Annotated in this window: 16 protein-coding genes and 2 tRNA genes; 11 read left to right on the top strand and 7 right to left on the bottom strand. The window is 65.2% G+C overall.

Going from position 1 to position 18,423, the window contains the following annotated elements; genetic code table 11:
• Positions 1-14: 14 nt before the first annotated feature.
• From AC4LGL_RS29185 to AC4LGL_RS29155, 7 genes are all read left to right on the top strand, one after another.
• Entirely contained in the window at positions 15-722 is a 708-nt protein-coding gene (locus tag AC4LGL_RS29185) for an Rv1363c family protein (protein ID WP_491841785.1), read from the top strand.
• A 9-nt stretch (positions 723-731) separates the two neighbouring features.
• Positions 732-1,544, top strand: a complete 813-nt coding sequence (locus tag AC4LGL_RS29180; RefSeq protein ID WP_491841784.1) for a DUF3298 domain-containing protein — start codon at positions 732-734, stop codon at positions 1,542-1,544.
• 149 nt (positions 1,545-1,693) lie between these two features.
• A complete protein-coding gene (locus AC4LGL_RS29175) occupies positions 1,694-2,725 on the top strand; it encodes an ABC transporter substrate-binding protein (RefSeq protein ID WP_491841849.1) in 1,032 nt (343 codons plus the stop codon).
• A complete protein-coding gene (locus AC4LGL_RS29170; protein ID WP_491841783.1) occupies positions 2,722-3,540 on the top strand; it encodes an ABC transporter ATP-binding protein in 819 nt (272 codons plus the stop codon). The genes AC4LGL_RS29175 and AC4LGL_RS29170 overlap by 4 nt, the downstream gene beginning before the upstream one ends.
• Positions 3,533-4,390, top strand: a complete 858-nt coding sequence (locus tag AC4LGL_RS29165; protein ID WP_491841782.1) for an ABC transporter permease — start codon at positions 3,533-3,535, stop codon at positions 4,388-4,390. Before AC4LGL_RS29170 ends, AC4LGL_RS29165 begins: the two co-directional genes overlap by 8 nt.
• Positions 4,391-4,397: 7 nt before the next feature.
• Positions 4,398-5,741 carry an LLM class flavin-dependent oxidoreductase gene (locus AC4LGL_RS29160; protein ID WP_491841781.1) on the top strand — a complete coding sequence of 448 codons (1,344 nt, stop codon included), beginning with the start codon at positions 4,398-4,400 and terminating at the stop codon, positions 5,739-5,741.
• Positions 5,738-6,916: an MFS transporter gene (locus tag AC4LGL_RS29155; protein ID WP_491841780.1), complete on the top strand. Its 1,179-nt coding sequence runs from the start codon at positions 5,738-5,740 to the stop codon at positions 6,914-6,916. Before AC4LGL_RS29160 ends, AC4LGL_RS29155 begins: the two co-directional genes overlap by 4 nt.
• A 70-nt stretch (positions 6,917-6,986) precedes the next feature.
• Here AC4LGL_RS29155 and AC4LGL_RS29150 read toward each other — a convergent pair whose 3' ends face one another.
• A complete protein-coding gene (locus tag AC4LGL_RS29150; protein ID WP_463791023.1) occupies positions 6,987-7,478 on the bottom strand; it encodes a YajQ family cyclic di-GMP-binding protein in 492 nt (163 codons plus the stop codon).
• A gap of 200 nt (positions 7,479-7,678) precedes the next feature.
• Between AC4LGL_RS29150 and AC4LGL_RS29145 the strand changes: the two genes are divergently transcribed.
• A tRNA-Tyr gene (locus tag AC4LGL_RS29145) sits at positions 7,679-7,761 on the top strand.
• 386 nt (positions 7,762-8,147) lie between these two features.
• Here the strand turns inward: AC4LGL_RS29145 and AC4LGL_RS29140 are convergent.
• The 3 genes from AC4LGL_RS29140 to AC4LGL_RS29130 are packed head-to-tail and all read right to left on the bottom strand — an operon-like array spanning position 8,148 to position 10,589.
• Positions 8,148-9,248, bottom strand: a complete 1,101-nt coding sequence (locus AC4LGL_RS29140) for a ComEC/Rec2 family competence protein (RefSeq protein WP_491841779.1) — start codon at positions 9,246-9,248, stop codon at positions 8,148-8,150.
• On the bottom strand, positions 9,241-9,870 hold the full coding sequence (locus AC4LGL_RS29135) for a S1 domain-containing protein (protein WP_491841778.1): 630 nt from the start codon (positions 9,868-9,870) through the stop codon (positions 9,241-9,243). Before AC4LGL_RS29135 ends, AC4LGL_RS29140 begins: the two co-directional genes overlap by 8 nt.
• Positions 9,867-10,589, bottom strand: a complete 723-nt coding sequence (locus AC4LGL_RS29130; protein WP_491841777.1) for a hypothetical protein — start codon at positions 10,587-10,589, stop codon at positions 9,867-9,869. The genes AC4LGL_RS29135 and AC4LGL_RS29130 overlap by 4 nt, the downstream gene beginning before the upstream one ends.
• A gap of 238 nt (positions 10,590-10,827) precedes the next feature.
• On the opposite strand from AC4LGL_RS29130, the gene AC4LGL_RS29125 reads away from it, so the two are divergent.
• A tRNA-OTHER gene (locus AC4LGL_RS29125) sits at positions 10,828-10,919 on the top strand.
• Positions 10,920-11,394: 475 nt separating this feature from the next.
• On the top strand, positions 11,395-12,603 hold the full coding sequence (locus tag AC4LGL_RS29120) for an RtcB family protein (RefSeq protein WP_491841776.1): 1,209 nt from the start codon (positions 11,395-11,397) through the stop codon (positions 12,601-12,603).
• A gap of 17 nt (positions 12,604-12,620) precedes the next feature.
• Here the strand turns inward: AC4LGL_RS29120 and AC4LGL_RS29115 are convergent, their stop codons facing one another.
• Entirely contained in the window at positions 12,621-12,845 is a 225-nt protein-coding gene (locus AC4LGL_RS29115) for a hypothetical protein (protein ID WP_463791019.1), read from the bottom strand.
• A gap of 133 nt (positions 12,846-12,978) precedes the next feature.
• Positions 12,979-14,853 carry a DUF7159 family protein gene (locus tag AC4LGL_RS29110; protein ID WP_491841775.1) on the bottom strand — a complete coding sequence of 625 codons (1,875 nt, stop codon included), beginning with the start codon at positions 14,851-14,853 and terminating at the stop codon, positions 12,979-12,981.
• A gap of 183 nt (positions 14,854-15,036) precedes the next feature.
• On the opposite strand from AC4LGL_RS29110, the gene AC4LGL_RS29105 reads away from it, so the two are divergent.
• Positions 15,037-16,698 (top strand): DUF7937 domain-containing protein, encoded by a 1,662-nt coding sequence (locus AC4LGL_RS29105; protein WP_491841774.1) that lies wholly within the window; start codon positions 15,037-15,039, stop codon positions 16,696-16,698.
• Here the strand turns inward: AC4LGL_RS29105 and AC4LGL_RS29100 are convergent.
• Complete coding sequence (locus AC4LGL_RS29100) at positions 16,695-18,335, bottom strand: PE-PPE domain-containing protein (RefSeq protein WP_491841773.1); 1,641 nt, start codon at positions 18,333-18,335, stop codon at positions 16,695-16,697. The two genes, AC4LGL_RS29105 and AC4LGL_RS29100, sit on opposite strands and share 4 nt — an antisense overlap.
• Positions 18,336-18,423: the final 88 nt, after the last annotated feature.

Here is an 18,423-nt window from a genome sequence, read left to right as displayed (position 1 = left end):
CTCACCCAAAGGAGATGACGGTGACTGTGACGACGGACAAGAAGACCGACGATCAGACCGAGACCGTCGACGACGCAATCGGTATCGAAGAGACGGCCGAGGAGGTCGCTGATTCTGATGCGGAGTCGGAGGCCGAGACGGAGGCCGACGAAGAATCCAAGGACGAGGTCGACGACGAGGCCAAGGACGAAGACGAGGCAGAAGAGGCGGCAGAGCCCGAGTCTTCGGATGCAACGTCACGGGGCCGGCGCCGCTGGGCGCTCGTCGGGGTCGTGGCCGTCGTCGTCGCTGCCTCCCTGGCGCTTTCGGGCTTCCTGGGGTGGCAGCTGTGGCAGACCAAGCAGGTGGCCCAGGCCGGCCAGCAGGCGCAGGATGCCGCGGTCAACTATGCCCAGGTCTTGACGAGTATCGACTCCAACAAGGTCGACGAGAATTTCAACCAGGTTCTGGCCGGTGCCACCGGTGAGTTCAAGGACATGTACTCGCAGTCGAGCATGCAGCTGCGCCAACTGCTCATCGACAACAAGGCCACGGCACACGGCGTGGTGGTGCAGTCGGCGGTGCAGTCGGCGAGCAAGGACAAGGTCGTCGTGTTGTTGTTCGTCGACCAGTCGGTGGCCAACAGCACGGTGCCCGATCCACGGATCGACCGCAGCCGCATCAAGATGACGATGGAGAAGGTCGACGGGCAGTGGCGGGCAAGCAAAGTGGAACTTCCCTGAGGTATTGACATGTTGCGCATCGGCAAGCTGATCGGCGCGGCGGCCGTGGTGGCAGGTTCGGCGATGGCCATCACGGTCACCCCACCCGCCGCGGCCTCGGCGGCAACGTTCTGTGACGAACTGGCCGGACAGTGGGATGGGCAGGCCTGCCACACGTCGGTGACCTCGGACCGGAAGGCGGTTCGGGACATCAAGGTGGCGCTGCCCGGCGACCTGGTGGAAAACCCCGTCATCCGGCAGTACCTGACCAACCTGATGAACAACTGGCGCAACGCCGCGCAGAAGATGGCCGCGGACAGCTTCGGCGAGGAGCAGTTCGAGATCTTCCAGCACGGCGACGCGACGACGGTTGTCTTCCACGAGATGTACTCAGGTACCTGGGGTACCGACGCCCTGTCACACCCGAACGCGCCCATCGTCAGCGACGCCTACCGCACGTTCACGTTCGCGGGCGGCCGGCAGGTGCAGCTGGCCGACCTGTTCAAACCGGGCGTCGACCACCGGGCCGAGATCCCGCGCCTGGGTGACCCGTTCATCGTCGCCGCGCTCGATGCCGCGCCGCCGCCGCACCAGCCCGGCACCTACCCATTTACCCCGGACCGCTGGACGCCGAACAACGTGTACTCGGGCGGCTACAAGGCCTGGGCGCTGACCCAGGACGAGCTGATCCTCTACATGCCGGACTATCCGGTCGGCCGTGACTCCCCGGTCGATTTCACCCCGGGCCGGATGCAGTGGTCGATGGACGGCGGCACAGTGCAGGCGCACATCCCGCTCTCCGCGCTCGCCCCGGTGCTGCAGCCGCAGTACGGCGGCGCCTGACCGTCAGGCCGGAAGCCGTCTGAGCCTTTCGATTCTTCGCGAGGCTAAAGGGTTACCCGACCCCGATTTGTTGCCACCATGAGCCGCACCAATCAGTGCGACTCCATGGGGGGGCAACGGCCATGCGCCTAATCAGTTCGGTACTCGCGATGCTCAGTGCACTCGTGCTGGTACTGACCGCGTGTGGCTCGTCCGGTGAGTCCGCGCGCACCGAAGACGGCAAGACCGTGGTGCGCTATCAGGGCTGGGCCGGAGAGGTTCGATTCCAGGAACTGGCCGAGGACCTCGGCTACTACGACAAGATCAAGCTCGATTGGGTGGGGAACACCACCAGCGGACCGCAGGACATCCAGTCGGTGGCCACCGGCGACATCGACGTGGGTGAGGCGTTCAACGGCGCGGTGGTCAAGCTCAACGCCGCGGGTGCGCCGATCACGTCGGTGCTCAGCTCCTATGGCGCCGACGAGGGCGAATACACCGGATACTTCGTGTTGGAGAACAGCCCGATCCACTCGGCACGTGACCTGATCGGCAAGAAGGTCGGGATGAATACCCTTGGCGCCCATCATGAATTCCTCACCAGGGAATGGCTGGCCAAGGAGGGGCTGTCCAACGACGAGATCAAGACCGTGACACTCACCGTGGTGCCGCCGGTCAACACCGAGCAGGCGCTGCGCGAGAAGCAGATCGATGTCGCGGCGCTCAACGGGATCTGGCGGGAGACCGCGCAGGAACGCGGCGGGATCCGGCCGCTGTTCACCGACAAGTCTCTGTTCGGGGCGTTCAGTTACGGCACCTATGTGGTCCGTGACGATTTCCTGGCCAAGAACCGGGACGCGGTGGCCGATTACGTCCAGGGCACCGCGCGGGCCATCCGGTGGACCCAGATGACCCCGCGTGACGAGGTGGTCGCCAAGTTCCGCGAGATCATCGACAAGCGCAAACGCAACGAGGACACGCAATCCATCGAATACTGGCGCAGCTCGGGCATTCCGGTGCCCGGCGCGGTGATCGCCGAACGCGAGCTGCAGACCTGGATCGACTGGCTCGTGCGCAATGGCGAGCTCAAGGAAGGGCAGCTGAAGGCGAAGGATCTCTACACCAACGAGTTCAACCCGTACGCCAACGGAACCTATCCCGACGGCAGCGGCCCCGACGGGAAAGCGTTGGCGCACAAGTGAGTGCACACGTCGAGAATTCGTCGCCCAAACTGAGTCTGCGGCACGTGACCAAGCAGTTCGCGATCCGTGGTGAGAAGACCCATTTCACCGCGATCCAGGACATCAGCATCGATGTGGCGGACGGCGAGTTCCTGGTGCTGGTCGGCCCGAGCGGCTGCGGCAAGTCGACGCTGCTGGACCTGTTGGGCGGGCTGACCCAGCCGACGTCGGGGGAGATCCTGCTCGACGGCACGCCGGTCACCGGTCCCGGGCTGGACCGCGGCATCGTCTTCCAGCAGTACGCCCTGCTGCCGTGGCGGACCGCCCGGAAGAACATCGAATTCGGCCTGGAGGCAAAAGGTTTACCGGCGGCCGAGCGTCGGCGGCGGGCCGAGGAGTATCTCGAGCTGGTCGGGCTGCAGGGCTTCGCCGATCGCTACCCGCACGAACTGTCCGGGGGGATGAAGCAGCGCGTCGCGATCGCCCGCAGCCTGGCGTTCGACCCCGAGGTGCTGCTGATGGACGAGCCGTTCGCCGCGCTGGATGCCCAGACCCGGGAATCCCTGCAGGATGAGCTGCTGCGGATCTGGCAGGCCACCGGCAAGACCATCCTGTTCATCACCCACGGCATCGACGAGGCGCTGTATCTTGGCCAGCGGGTCGCCGTGCTGACGTCGCGGCCGGGCCGGATCAAGAAGATCGTCGACGTCGACATCGACCGCAGCACCGACGACATCCGTTCCAGCGAGGGATTCCGGGCGCAACGCCACCACATCTGGTCGCTACTGCACGACGAGGTGGAACGCGCCCGGTCCGAGGAGGTTCAACATGTCTAGCGCCATCGCGGTAGCCCCCGTCGAGTCGCACGTCGATACTCCAGCCTCGGCACCGACGGCGCCGGAGCCCGAGCCGCGCGGTCGCCGGCTGCAGACCATCGCGTGGCGCCTGTTGCGTCCCACCGTGGTCGTCGCCGCATTCCTCGGTCTGTGGGAGGTCGCGCCACGGATCGGGCTGGTGGACAAGGTCTTCCTGCCGCCGTTCTCGGAGGTTGTCAGCGCCTGGTTCACCCTCCTGGGCAACGGCCAACTGGCCGAACATGTTTCGGCCAGCCTGTCGCGCGCCCTCATCGGTCTGGCCATCGCGATCGTGATCAGCATCCCGCTCGGTGTGGCGATCGCCTGGTACCGGCCGGTCGCGGAGTTCCTCAACCCGATCCTTGAGTTGTTTCGCAATACCGCCGCCCTGGCGCTGTTGCCGGTGTTCATCCTCATCCTGGGGATCGGGGAAACCTCCAAGGTGGCGCTGGTGATCTACGCGGCGTCGTTCCCGATCCTGCTCAACACCATCTCCGGGGTACGCACCGTGGACCCCCTGCTGATCAAATCGGCGCGTTCCCTCGGACTTTCCCCGGTCCGGCTGTTCCAGAAGGTGATCCTGCCCGCGGCAGTGCCGACCATCTTCACCGGCCTGCGCATGGCGGCGGCTTCCTCGATCCTGGTCCTCATCGCTGCCGAGATGGTCGGCGCCAAGGCCGGATTGGGCTACCTGATCACGGCATCGCAGCTGAACTTCCAGATTCCCAACATGTACGCAGGCATCGTCACCATCGCCCTGGTGGGCGTCATCTTCAACGGCATCGTCGTGGCCATCGAAGGGCGGCTGTCGGGCTGGCGGGCCACCAATTGATCAAAGGATGTTCATGACGCGACAATTTCATCTCAACGCCTTCCTCATGGGTGTCGGCCACCATGAGGCAGCATGGCGGCACGACCGCACCGATGTGCGGAACCTGACCGATGTCAAGCACTTCCAGCGTCTGGCCCAACTCGCCGAGCGCGGCAAATTGGATTCGGTGTTCTTCGCCGACGGGCTCGCGGTGGGGCCGCGGGTGAAGCACAACACGCAGGCAATCTTCGAACCGATCACACTGCTGACCGCGATGGCGACGGTCACCGAGCACGTCGGACTCATCGCCACCGCCACCACCGGCTACATCGAGCCTTACACCCTGGCCCGCAGCTTTGCGTCGCTGGATCACATCAGCGGCGGGCGGGCCGGCTGGAACATCGTCACCTCTGCCGGTGAGGACGAGGCGGCCAACTTCGGTCTCCAGGGCATTCCCGACCATGCCGGGCGGTATCGGCGTGCGGCTGAATTCGTCGACGTGGCAACCGCATTGTGGGACAGCTGGGAGGACGATGCCCTGGTCCTCGACGAGTCCACCGGAATCTTCGCCAACCCGGACCGGGTGCACCGGATCGACCATGACGGCGAGCACTTCACGGTGCGCGGCCCACTGAACTCGCCGCGGTCGGAGCAGGGATGTCCACTGCTGGTGCAGGCCGGTTCCTCGGAATCCGGCAAGGATTTCGCCGGCCGGTACGCCGAGGCGATCTTCACCGCGCAGCGATCGGTGGAGGACGGCAAGGCGTTCTACCGCGACGTGAAGTCCCGGGCGGTGAAGTTCGGTCGCAGTGCCGACGACGTCAAGATCCTGCCCGGCATCGTGCCGTTCATCGGCTCCACCGAGGATGCCGCCCTCGAACTGGAACAGCAGTTCACCGATCTGATCTCGCCCGAGTACTCGTTGCGTCAGCTGTCGCAGATGCTCGGAGTGGACCTGACCGCGCATGCGCTAGACGCGCCGTTGCCCGCGCTGCCACCCATCGAACAGATTCAGGGCAACAAGAGCCGCTACCAACTGGTGAAGGATCTGGCCAGCAGCGAATCGCTGACCGTGCGGCAACTGATCGCCAAACTCGGTGGCGGGCGCGGGCACCGGACCTTCGCCGGCACCGCCGAGCAGGTGGCCGACAACCTGGAGCTGTGGTTCACCGAGGATGCCGCCGACGGTTTCAACATCATGCCGCCGTATCTGCCCGGCGGCCTGGAGGATTTCGTCGAGCAGGTGGTGCCGATCCTGCAGCGGCGCGGTCTGTTCCGGACCGACTACACCGCGACGACGCTGCGGGGTCACTACGGGCTGGCGCACCGGCCCAGCCGTTACACGGCGACGGCGGCCGAAACCAGCGCGTGAGCGAGGGCGTCCCGCTCCGCTCGCTGGCCACCACGGTCTTCCTGCCGTCCGCGATCTTCGGGATCGGGCAGGGCGCCGGCGCACCCGTGATCGCGCTCGTCGCAAGGGATCTGGGCGCTTCGGTGGGAGTGGCCGGGTTCATCGTCGCGCTCGTCGGCCTCGGTGCGGTGTGCGGCGACCTGCCGGCCGGGCGGATGGTCGCTCGGTTCGGCGAGCGCCGGTCCATCATCGTCGGATCCTCGCTCGGCACCGTGGGCGTGCTGCTGTGCCTCATCGCCTGGAATCCACTGGTTCTCGGCATTGGCGTGTTGCTGACCGGGTTCTCCAGTGCGGTATGGGGTCTGGCACGGCAGAGCTATCTGGCCGAGGCCGTGGGCGTCGAGCGGCGAGCCCGCGCAATGGCGATGTTCGCCATGACGTGGCGGCTCGGCTATTTCATCGGGCCGCTCATCGGCGCGGCGGTGATCCTTGCCGTCGGGACGCACGGTGGCTTCATCGTGCAGCTGATCGGCATCGTGGTGTCGGGATATCTGATGGCCCGGCTGGCCGATCCGCCGCGCGCCGAGGGAGCGGTGCCCGGCGGTGCCCGGCTCACCGAGATCGTGCGCACTCACCACGCGCTGCTGGGCACCCTCGGACTGGGCGCGCTGATGATGGGGGCTGCACGGTCGTCTCGGGATGCGGTGCTGCCGCTGTGGGCCGATCACATCGGGCTGAGTGCCGCGACCGCCTCGGTGGTCTTCGGCATCGGAGCACTGGCCGACCTGGTGTGCTCGTACCCGTCCGGGGTGGTGATGGACCGCTACGGGCGGCGGGCGATGGCGGTGCCTTCGCTCGTGGTGATCGGTGCGTCGCTGTTCGCACTGCCGTTCGCCGCCGGGTTGATCGGCATGACGGCCGTGGCGGTGCTGATGGGTGTGGGCAACGGGCTGGGCAACGGCGTGATCATGACGCTGGGTGCGGACGTCGCGCCCACGGCAACCCGGGCCGAGTTCCTGGCCGCGTGGCGGCTCATGCACGACAGCGGGATGTTCCTCGGGCCGCTGGCGGTCGGTGGGGTGGCCGCGGTGGCGCCACTGGGCGTTGCGGCGGCCGCCCTGGGCGCGGTGTCGTGCGCCGGGGCGGCCACCATGCACCGGTTCATCCCAAGGTTCTCGCCGCGGCCTATCCCTTGACGCGCCGAGCGTGCGCTCAGATCGCGATTTCGTCGTCAAACGCGATCTGAGTGCACCGTCGACGGCCCCGCTAGCGGTAGTTGACGAACTGCAATGCCACGTCGAGGTCGGAGCCCTTGAGCAGGGCGATGATGGCCTGCAGGTCGTCGCGCTTCTTCGAGCTCACCCGGATCTCGTCGCCCTGGATCTGCGCCTTGACGCCCTTGGGGCCCTCGTCGCGGATGATCTTGGTGATCTTCTTGGCCTGCTCGCTGGTGATGCCCTGTTTGATGTCGCCGGACACGCGATAGGTCTTGCCGCTGGGTTGCGGGTCGCCGGCGTCGAAGGCCTTCATCGAGATGTCGCGGCGGACCAATTTCTCCTTGAACACGTCGACCGCGGCCTTGACGCGCTCCTCGGTGGAGCTGACCAGCTCGATGGACTCCTCGCCCTTCCAGGCGATGGTGGTGTCGGTGCCGCGGAAGTCGAAGCGGGTGGACAGTTCCTTGGCGGCCTGGTTGAGCGCGTTATCGACCTCCTGCCGGTCGACCTTGCTGACGACGTCGAAGCTGGAATCCGCCATTGGACGCCCCTCCTCTTCCCTCGGTGAATGCTGCCGGTTTGTAGCTTAGGTACATCCTCGTCGCACCTTGCTGTCCCCACCACACGCGGGCTGCTGTGGCGACGCGCTCGTCACACCTGGCCTGCCGGTTTGTAACTTGGGTAGGTCCTCGTTGTACCCTGCTATTCGCACCAAACCGGAAACGGGGCGGGGCGAAACCAGGCAGATTGCCCGAGCGGCCAATGGGAGCGGACTGTAAATCCGTCGGCTTACGCCTACGCAGGTTCGAATCCTGCATCTGCCACCCTGATCAGGCCCCCTTTCGAGGGGGCCTGTTTGGTTTCTGTGGGATTCTCCACTGTGTCGGCACTCTGGGTGCCGACCGCCAGCCGGTACCCTCGGCGCCAAGGCGAACGAGCAACGAACTCATATTTTCCGGCCTGCTCACCGACAATTGACGGTCGCGTTGGACCGGGTCAGTCCCTCAAAGCGCAGACGCCCGGTTTTGGACAGCGGGAGCATTACGGCGGGGGCACAAAGACCTCCGGGAGTGAAGTTGGTGCATCCTAGACGGCCTGCACTTCACTCGGGGGTCGCTCTACGTCGCTGCGCGACGCCGTACGCTACGCCTGTGGTCAGTACAGCCCGTCCTATCACGTTCCTGATTGGACGCGAGCGAGCAGCGAAAGCCTACAGCTGCATGGCTGGCGCGAAACATTCGACTCGCCATGTATCAGAGTTGCTCGCTTTTCGTGCACGTACCTGGCCTGTTCTGCCCTCGAATCGAACATTGCTTGCGCCAAGGCTGGCGAGTGCGGACCGAGTTCGCTTGACGTCCTTGCTTAGCGCAGGCGCCTTTGGATTCGCCGAGCAGTACACTGCGCTCGCCGTCATCTTGATTCGTTGTACGTCTTCCTCAGCGGGCAGTGGCCGTCGGCCCATCCGGAATGGAGCTAGGAGGGCAATGACGTCATCCGAAACCAGCTGAGACCACACTTCGTCGTGGTGGGCGTTGGGTGATCCGTGGTGGGGGATTTTGAACGCCGTCGCGCGGGTGACGGGCGCAAACCTGGTGACAACCGCATTCCAACCGCATCCTTGCGGACCCGCCGTGAGGTCTGCGCCGAGCAGTATCGCCTCGTCGCCCACAGTGACCCATATGGCCACTGCAAATTCGTTGGGGTCGACCCGGCGGATCAGGCGTCGATCAGTTGCTTTCGCTAAACCGGCCGCAATTGTGTTTAAGGCTTTGCTCGCGGCAAGGTCTGATGGCGACAGTGCGCGTGCCGAGGCTGGCGGAATCTCGTTAGATGCCGGCCGCGACCAAAGCTCGCGTAGCTCCACGGCACGCATCGCAGGCACTGTCGACCCGGTGGCGTCACGTTGATCGATTATTTCAAAAATCCGCCGGTACTCAGAGCGAATGGACTTTCGAAACATGCGCTCAATATCAGCATCGGCCTCAAGGGTCGCCATGAACTCTTCGCTAGTCAATGCAGATGAGCATACGAATGTCGCCGATTCGCACTCTTCCAGGATTTGCGACAAACCCGCGATGTGATCATCATGCGCATGCGTGCCGACGACAAGCACAACATCGTGCGCAACGTTTACTCCGAGTAGTGACAGATACTGCAAGGCCGGAATCTGTTTGGACTGTTGGTCAATGCAGGAGTCCACGATCAACCACTGGCCCGCGCCAACATGTACAGCGATAGACTCGCCCTTGCCCGGTCCGAAGATTGATATCTCAATCTCGTCTTGCAGTGGTGGCCGGTGAAGCTCAGGCAAATTTGGCTTCCAGCCGTGAATGCTTTAACTTCGCCCTCGCTTTATGCGCCTCTACTTCCGCTTCGGTCCACCGGCCCAATCTTCTGAGCCGTACTGCTGATGTTCGCTGCGGCCCGCCTACGCCTTGAACAGTCCGCACCGTGACGTACACTACGTCACCGACTTGCAGGTCATCGTCTGGGACGAGCTCGCGTGGAAAATCTGCGGTTAGTTCTGTGCCATCGCCCTGCGGCTGCAATTGAACAGTGAAGAAATCGCTGTCGACCTCGGTTACGCTGCCTTCCCACTTCTCCATGCCGGTTATTGCTGCTGATGGTCTCTCCGGCGGTCGAGAACGTCGCTCGCTCACAACCTCGAAGGCTGACCGAATCGCGGCGGTTTTTCGGTCTTTCAACCTATTTAGCGCATGGGCAGAAACAGTACTTAGGGCGGCCCACTTGTCCACATGGTTCATCCTGGCTGCATCGCTTGGCTCAAACAGAATCGCGTCCCCAGTGAATGACTCGGAGTATTCGGCAAGCAGATTCGCCAAATTTCGCCATGCCACGAAAGGATCCGCGAAGTCTTCGCTCTGTTCGTTCGACGTATTAAATACTGAAGCGTGAATGGTTGATGGGCTCATGAAATACTCGCAATCGCCTTCAGGACTGTACTTGCGTGCGACAGGGAGCTGGACCACTCTTTCGAGAGGATATCATTAACAATTGGGATATTGGTTGCTAATGCTTCGGCGCGTTGACTTTGGATCGCTTCTGTCGTCCAGGCTTCTGCCCGTGTCGACGGACGCTCTTCTATCATCTGTAAGTTGAAGTGGTCGCTATGTGCTACAAAAATGTGGCCCTCAAAACGGACCGAAGGCTCTACTTTTACTTGAGTCCGGCCACCATAATTACTCTCGCGCTGGCCCCACATTATGATTTCCCTCATAACTGGCAGTTCTAACGTGCGCTCCCAAAAATCTTTGGGGGTCAGCCGGTCGCCTATTAATTGGTAGTGATCTTGATCTCGCGCTTGGAAGTGCATTTCTCTATTTATTCCAAGCACGGCAACCGGCGTATGCGGCAGGGCGTTAAGTATGCCGACTGCCACGTCACGCAATCTTTCGAAATCATCCGGTTCGGGCGTCGATAGCTGCAGCGCATCGGGCGTGACTTGACATGTCAGCCAGCCCGTCGCGATTGACGCGAAATCTCTGGTAATTATTTCTACCTCAGCCTGCGCGAAATCGCTTGCGCCGATTACATTCTGCTGAAGTAGCCAGGCGGGTGAAAAGATAGCCGCATTAAAGTGACCACGGATAACCACCGTGAGCGCGTCGAGTGCTACTACGGTGTCCGCCAACCTATGCTCCCCCCACTTCGCTGCAGTTGAGTCCTGTCTAGAGACTCTAACAATACGGCCAATGATCGGCGCTAGCAGCGGGTATGCCCTAGGGTGGGCGGCTGTAGAAGGTCGCGCAGTTGGCTAGTCAGAAGGTTCGGCGGTCGCGTACGCGGCTCCCAGTGCCAACCTGGCGACAGTGCGGTCTTCCCGACGGTGGCGAACAGCGCGACGTGGTCCTGGTGAACCATGTTCAACTGGCAGCTTCTGCCAGGGCTGAGGCAAACGAACCTACGCTAATGGCAAATCCGTCGACTTACGCCTACGCAGGTTCGAATCCTGCATCTGCCACCCTGATCAGGCCCCCTTTCGAGGGGGCCTGTTTGGTTTCTGGGCCGACCGCCGAGCGGCCGTCTGATCCCCGGCCTCCGCTCGCCGGATCGGCAGCCGTGCGTTGGCCGGCAGCGTCGGGCGACCACCAGCTGAAACGGTGGACCTCAAGGCACTGGTTTGATTCGGCCCGTTCCTCGGCCCATCGCAGCGTGGTGCGTTTGCGCCAGAACCCGGCGACTGGCATCACGCCACCGTCCGGGCGGTGCAGGAATACGTACCATCCAAATTTCACCGGACCCCCGGTCCCGACAGTGCCCACGAGTCCGTATCCAGTTTTCACCGGACGACGGCATCACGTCAGATCCGGCACAGGCGTTGGGCCGAAGCGGTGAATCCGACTCTACGTAGGAATCTGGCGACCCGCTGACGAGCGATACCCGGTAGTGCGCGGCGACAAACAAAAAGGCTCGACAGCATGGGCAGAATCGACGTCATGACTACGCATCGCGTCGTCGACCACAAGCTGTTGAACTTCGCCAGCCACATCGACGACAACACCATCGAGCAGGCGAAGCAGACCGCCTCGATGCCGTTCGTGCACCCGCACGTCGCGCTGATGCCGGATGCTCACAGCGGCAAGGGGTCGGCCGTCGGCACCGTCATCCCGACCATCGACGCCGTGATCCCCGCGGCCGTCGGCGTCGACATCGGCTGCGGGATGATCACGGCCCGCACCGAATTCACCGCTGCCGACATCCAGGACCGTGATCTGGCGGCGCTGCGGACGGCGATCGAGGCGGCGATCCCGCTGTCACCGGGCAACTACAACGACACGCTCGCCCGGTTCCCGTTCACGGCGGGCCGCATCACCGACCTCGAGCACCTGGCCAAGGACGGCGGGATCGACCTGTCGCACTCGCCCAAGTGGCGTGAGCAGCTCGGCTCGCTCGGTGGCGGCAACCACTTCATCGAACTGTGCCTGGACCAGGCCGACCGGGTGTGGCTGTTCCTGCATTCCGGTTCCCGTGGGGTCGGAAACAAGATCGCGCAGAAGCACATCCGGATTGCGCAGAAGCTCATGAAGCGGTGGTGGATCGACCTGCCCAACCCCGATCTGGCCTACCTTCCGCAGAGCACGCCGGAGTTCGGCGACTATCTGCGGGATCTCAACTGGGCGCAGCGGTTCGCCTTCGAGAACCGTGCCGAGATGATGGACCGCTACATGTGGGTGTTCGCCGCCTGGATGGGCTATGCCCATCTGGACCAGCCGAAGACTGCGGGCGACTTCGAGGTCGAGCGAATCAACACTCATCACAACTACACCCGCAAGGAACACCACGGTGGCCGTGAGGTGTGGTTGACCCGCAAGGGTGCGATCGACGCGCACACCGGGGTCATGGGCCTGATCCCGGGCAGCATGGGAACGCGGTCATATGTGGTGCGCGGCAAGGGAAATACCGCCGGGCTGTGCTCAGCTCCGCACGGCGCCGGCCGGCGGTTCTCCCGGAACGAGGCACGTCGCCGGTTCACGGCGGACGACCTCGCGCAGCGGATGCAGGGCATCGAGTACCGCCACGGCGAGGCGTGGGTCGACGAGATCCCCGACGCGTACAAGGACATCGACGTGGTGATGGCTGACGCCGCGAGCCTGATCGAGATCGAACACGAGCTCCGTCAGGTGCTCAACGTGAAGGGCACGTAGGTCCTGGGCTCGGGGGCTCAGGACCTACGTCCGACAACCAGATAGGCCACGGGCAGCACGCCGGAGGTGGTCAGCATCCCGAGGGCGCTGCCCCACAACCACTTCGGTCCGTTGATCCGGCTCGCGTCGCGGCCGGCGAGGTCACGCAGCGCCCAGGCCCGCAGGCCGGCGTCTACCGCCGCCACCGCGATCACGGCCGTCTTGGCTCTAGGGGACAGGTCATTCCACCGCTTCTTGGCCACGAGCGCGTTCCTTTCGGGTGAGGGGCATCGGATTCCAAGGTAATCGCTCAATCCCGCCAATCAGGAGCCCGCCCGACGACCTTCGTCACCGTCTACGTCGACGTCGCCTGCCCGAACCACGACTACTGAACGGCTATGGGCTGGTGGGCATCGTCGTCACCGGCGAGCCACCGTAACTACCGCTCCCAGAACCACTTCCACCACCGAAGAGGCCGCCGCCCGAAGATCCGCCACTGGATGACCCGCCACTGGACGAGCTACCACCGGACGACGAGCCACCCCCATATGGGGACTCACCTCCACCAAACGGCGACTGCGGCGCCACCGTCGTCACCGGAGCCTGGTACGTGGGCTGTTCGACCGGTGCCGTGTAGGTCGGCACGGTGTGGGTCGGTACCTCGATGGGAGGTTCCGACGTACGGGTCGGCGCCACCGTCGTGGTCGGAGGCGCGGTCGTCGTGGGTGGCGCCGTGGTGGTGGGCGGCGCCGTCGTCGTAGGCGGTGCCGTGGTGGTGGTTGGCGGCGCGGTTGTCGTCGTCGGGGGAGCCGTCGTTGTCGTGGGTGGCGCCGTGGTGGTGGTCGGGGGAGCCGTCGTGGTCGTCGGCGGTGCGGTGGTGGTCGGCGGGGTCCACGTCGGCACCGTGGGCCACACGACCGGTGGAAGCGGGATCGGAACGGGCACCGGAATCGGGATGGGCACCGGCGCGGGTGGAGCGACCGGCGGGGGAGCCGGCTGGACCGGGGGCGCGACCGGCGGGGCCACTGGAGGAACCTGGTTGACCGGCTGGTTGCCGGTGTCCTGGCGCACCTTGGGTGCTGCCGGAGCAGCGGGCGGCGGGGTCAGTACCGAGACGGGCAGCGCCACCGGATCCGGCTCGTGCGGGACCGGTGGGAGGTAATTGCCGGGCACCGTCGCCGCCTGCTCGGTGGGCGCGGGCTGCGCGCGCACGTCGGCCGTGGGGCGGACGTTGATCGCGACCGCGGTGGCCAGCGTGGCGAAGCTCACCACGACGAAGGCCAGCGCACTGCCCATCAACAGCATCCGCGGCGGCGGCGGTGCTATGACGGTGGTGTAGTCGGGGTCGTCGTCCTGCTCGGGGATGAACTCGTTGACCGCGTCCATCGGCATCTCGTCGGCCCACGGTTGGTCGTCGGGGTCCTGCGAGTACGCCAGATCCGGTCCGACGGCCGCGGAATCTGCGGGGGCAGGTGCCATCTGGGTGGCCTCGGCGGCAGGAGTCATTGGTCCCATCTGGGTCGCGTCCGACGCCGGTGCCATCTGCGTCGCGTCCGAGGCCGCGGGGGCCATCTGGGTTGCATCCAGTGGCGCACCGACGACGGGCGCCATCTGGGTCGACGCACTCGCCGGCGCGAGGTCGTCGACCAACTGGGCCGCGCCTCGGGCGATGGCATAGCCCGCATCCGGTGCCACCTCGACCGGGGCGGTCGAACGAAGCTCTGCCGCAACGGAATCAAGATCGAGTCGCTGTCCGACCAACAGCACCCGGCTGGGGGCCTCGTCGGCGGACACCCGCTTGAGCACCGCCGCGCACGCAGCGGCGGCCCCGGCAGTGCCGATCGGAACCGTGGCCAATGTCGAGTTCGGCGCGGCAGCCTCTTCGCCAACCACGGTCAGCGACACGGTGTCATCGTCGGCCACCAGCAATGCGGCATCAGCGCCCACACTGCGGGCCAGGGCGGCGGCGGCCTCGGCTTCTGCCACCACCTCGACGTTCGGCACTCCGGCGTCGAGCACGGTCTGGCGCAGCGTGTCGGCCGCCGATTCGTCGGGCAGGCACAGTCGGGTCGCGGCAACCTGGTTGCCCGACTCAGTCACCGCGCGGTAGGTGCCGATGATGGTCTCGGCAAGCTCCGACATCTCGGCCACGAAGTCATCGGGCAGGTCGAGCGCGTACTGATCCAGAACCTGGCCGCCGCTCGCGGGCGATCCGATCATGGCCAAGCGCGCCACACGCCCGGTGACCGCCACCCCGAGGACTACGTCCACGGTTCTTCTCCTTGCTTTGTGCATGTTGTACGAGCCCCGACGGACAAATCCAAGCTACCGCACAGCCAGGGCCTACCTTGGTGGCCGAACGACCGCGGCTGCCAGCACTGCTTGTGCGCCGGAGCAAAAGTGAGCACGCTGGTTGGGTCCGTTGCGAGGTCACTCATAGAGAGGAATCGGTACGTGAGCGACGAGCGTTACGACGCGTCCGCCACCGTCCAGGTGGCGACCACGGCCGTACCGGCGGCGGAGCGTCCGCCGCGGGTCGGCTACGTACCTACCCGGACCAACCGGGTACGTGACGGTCTCGCCGTGGCATTGCTCGTCATCGCGATGCTGCTCCCGTGGAACCTGGAATTCGGCGTCGGTGTGCCCGGCAGTGCCGGGTCGACGTTTGTGATGTTGGCCATCGTGACGGTGCTCGCAATCGCCGCCGCGCTGGCGCCGCACCTGGGACCGTTCCGCCTCGGCGCGAGCCACTCCGACGTGGGGCGCACCAGTCGCGTCCGGTTCTTGCTCACCGCCGCGTACCTGGTGGTGGTCGTCTGTTTCGCCGGCTATCACGTGGTGCAGACGGTGAGCGGTGGCGGCACCGGGGCCGTCCCGCCGGGGGTGGGTCCGGGCATGTTGCTCGGCGTCGCGGGCGCGCTGCTGGCCGGGCAGCCGCCGATCACGTCGATCACCGTCGAGGACAACAAGTTTCGACGCTGGTATGCCATTGCGCGGGTGATCGGTTTCCTGTCGATCGCGCTGGCGACGCTGTCGGTGGCATTCAACCTCTACTGGCGGTTGCGGTATCTGTTCGTCACCCAGGTCGAGTTCGGCGGGCACGACATCGCCGTCATCGTCACCACATTGCTCTACGGCGCGGAGGCGATGATCGCGCTCGTCATCGCCTCACGCTGGCTGACCGAACGGACCGGGGCAGCCCGGCTGGCCACGACGGCCATCGGCGTCTCGGGCGCGGTCGCCGCCACCCTGGTGTGGCTGGCCGGCATCGGCCGCGATATCGATGCGTTTCACGGCATCGCCCAGAACACCTCGACGGCGGCGGTGGGCTACGAGGGTTACCTCGCCTGGGCCGCGGCCGCCGCGATCGTGGCGCCGACGACGCTGTACGCCGTCTTTCTGATCCGGCCGCCGACCATCGGCGCCTACCGTGGTGCCGCGCAGAAGTGCCTGACGCTGATCGCCTTCTGGGCTTTCGCGGCGGCGGCACTGCGGGTCGTCGACTTCCTGATCGCCCTGTCGCTCGACCTTCCGCGCGCGCTGTACGACACGGTCGCGATGACGGTGTTCAACCTGGTCACCGCCCTGGTTGCGCGGTGGCTGCACCGGCAGCTCGACAGGGGGCTGACGTCGACGACCGTGGCCGCCGCCTTCAGTGCGGTGTTGTTCGTCTTCACCGTGGCGAACGTGGCCATCGGGGTCGCCCTGGCGCCGCGCTACTCCGGGCCGGCGCCCGCGGCGATCTACGGCAACAACCTCGCCCAGCAGATCACCAGCACCTTCGATGTCGCGGTGTGTGTGCTGAGCCTGCTCGTGTTGGCGGTCATGGTGTTCACCGGGCCGTTCGCCGGCTACCTGGTGCGCCGCCAAACCCGTGCGGCCAAGCCGGTGACCCCGGAACCGCCCACGGAGATCGTGCCGTCAAAGCCCGCCGTCGAGGAGTCCGCGCCGCCGACCATCGTTCGGCAGCCCCGGGCGGCGTCGGTGCCGAGAATTGTTCGTCTGAAAGAGGATTCGACGACCATGCTGGCCGCTCCGCCGACCACCGATCTGCAGGTGCCGACGCAGGCGCTGCGGATCCAGCGTCGTCCGCAGCGCCCGCCGTCGCAGAGCTAACCGGCGCGGTCGCTCCGGTGCTGTGAGGGACGATGGCGCTGAGAGTGTGGGGATTTCGGGGCCTTCTTGGCCGAGCCGATCGTCGAACGGATCGCTGAGCGAACGGAATCGCGGTCAGAGCCCTTCGCCCCAGGGACTGCCTTCAACCGCGGTGCCACACCGGTACGTGGCGCGTCCGGTTGGGTTCTGGTGGGCCGACTGACACGACTGGGGGCTGTGGACTTCGGTGCAGGGGCCTTGGGTGCAGCGACGGCACCGTCGTTGTCCCCCTTGTCTGCCTCGTCTGCCTTGTCGACATCGGCCGCAACTGTGGGGGCAGCCTTGTCGGCATCACTCGGCGCAACGACCTTCTGCGGCGTCGGCGTCGGCGTCCTACCACCGAGGGACTGGAACACCTTCGCCAGCGGCCGGGTGGCGTCCGTCAATGCCGTCCCCACGTCGTTCACCACCTGTCGCAGCGCCTGTTCGAACGGAGAGTCGCGCACCGGGTCGGCCGGATGCTCGGGCAGCGGGGTGTCCGGTGGGGCGTCGGAGACGACGGGCTGGGGCAGGGTCGGCACATACTTTTCGCCGGCGAGGATCGCCAGTGACTGTTCGAGTGCACCGGGCAATGCGTTCAGGGCTTCGTGGATCTTCTCCTCGGGGGTGATCCAGCCGAATTCCTTGACCCGGCTGGGGTCTGCGGTGCGGTCGTATCCCATCTCGACGAACACCCGCAGCAGCGGGTCGATGGCGTCGACGAATCGCTCGGCACCGATCAGGGATGCGGGTATGCGCAGCGGTGCCAGCAGTGGGAGGTACTGGGGCAGCGTGACGTAGGTGGTGTTGCCGACCTGGGTGGTGACGGCGTTGGGTGCGTCTGGGTACTCCAGCACATAGCCGGGGAAGGCGTGCTCAAAGACCTGCCCGGCGAGGGCGTTCGCGATGGACAGCACGTTGAAATAGGCCGGGAAATCGGCGATCCCGTCGTATTGATTCTGGTAGAAGGTGGTCTTGAAGGGGCTGTCCGAGGGGCCCGGGCGGCCGAACGGGAAGATGTCACCCAGTACCGGCAGATCGCTCCAGGAGGCAAAGCGGGCGAGGATGCCGCCGTTGGGCTGATAGGGGTCACCGAGCAGGATGAACTCGTAATTCTCGGCGTTGTCAACATAATTCGAAAGTTTGGCCATCTCGGTGCGCGCGATCTCGAGGACCTGCGTGCCCTGCGATACGCCGATGATCGTCATCTTTTCGCCGAGCGGCGTCCTGGCGATCTCCTGCAGCAGGTAGCCGGCACCGATCGCCTCGGACCGTTTCAAAGACTGAGTCCAGTACGGAAGGTCGGACCAGCCCGGCAGATCCGAGATGACCGGGATACTGATGCTGATCTGCGCCGGATAGGGGACAGTGCGGTACGAGTCGCCGTCCGGAACGATGCTGCCGTAGAAGAACATCGGGATGCTCAGACCGAACGCGTCGTAGGACGCTCCCACACCGAGCGTCGTTCCGGCCAGTTGCACCGCGGCACTGTAGGTAGCCGTCGGGGTGCTGACGGTGACTCCCGCCGATACCGCGACGACGACGCTGCCGGCGAACACCATCGCTCCCCACCGGCGTGCACGGCGCGGCGGCACCCCTTGTCGACCCCGACCCTTCATCGCCTGCACCTTTCCCCGATGTGGTGCTTACAGGGACCGGAAGTTACCAGCGAAAACAGCGGCCTACAGCGGGTTTGCGGCAACTTCT

This window comes from Mycolicibacterium arcueilense, assembly GCF_058536225.1.
Note: the sequence above shows the minus strand (reverse complement) of the source record. Positions and strands in the feature narration are given on the sequence as shown.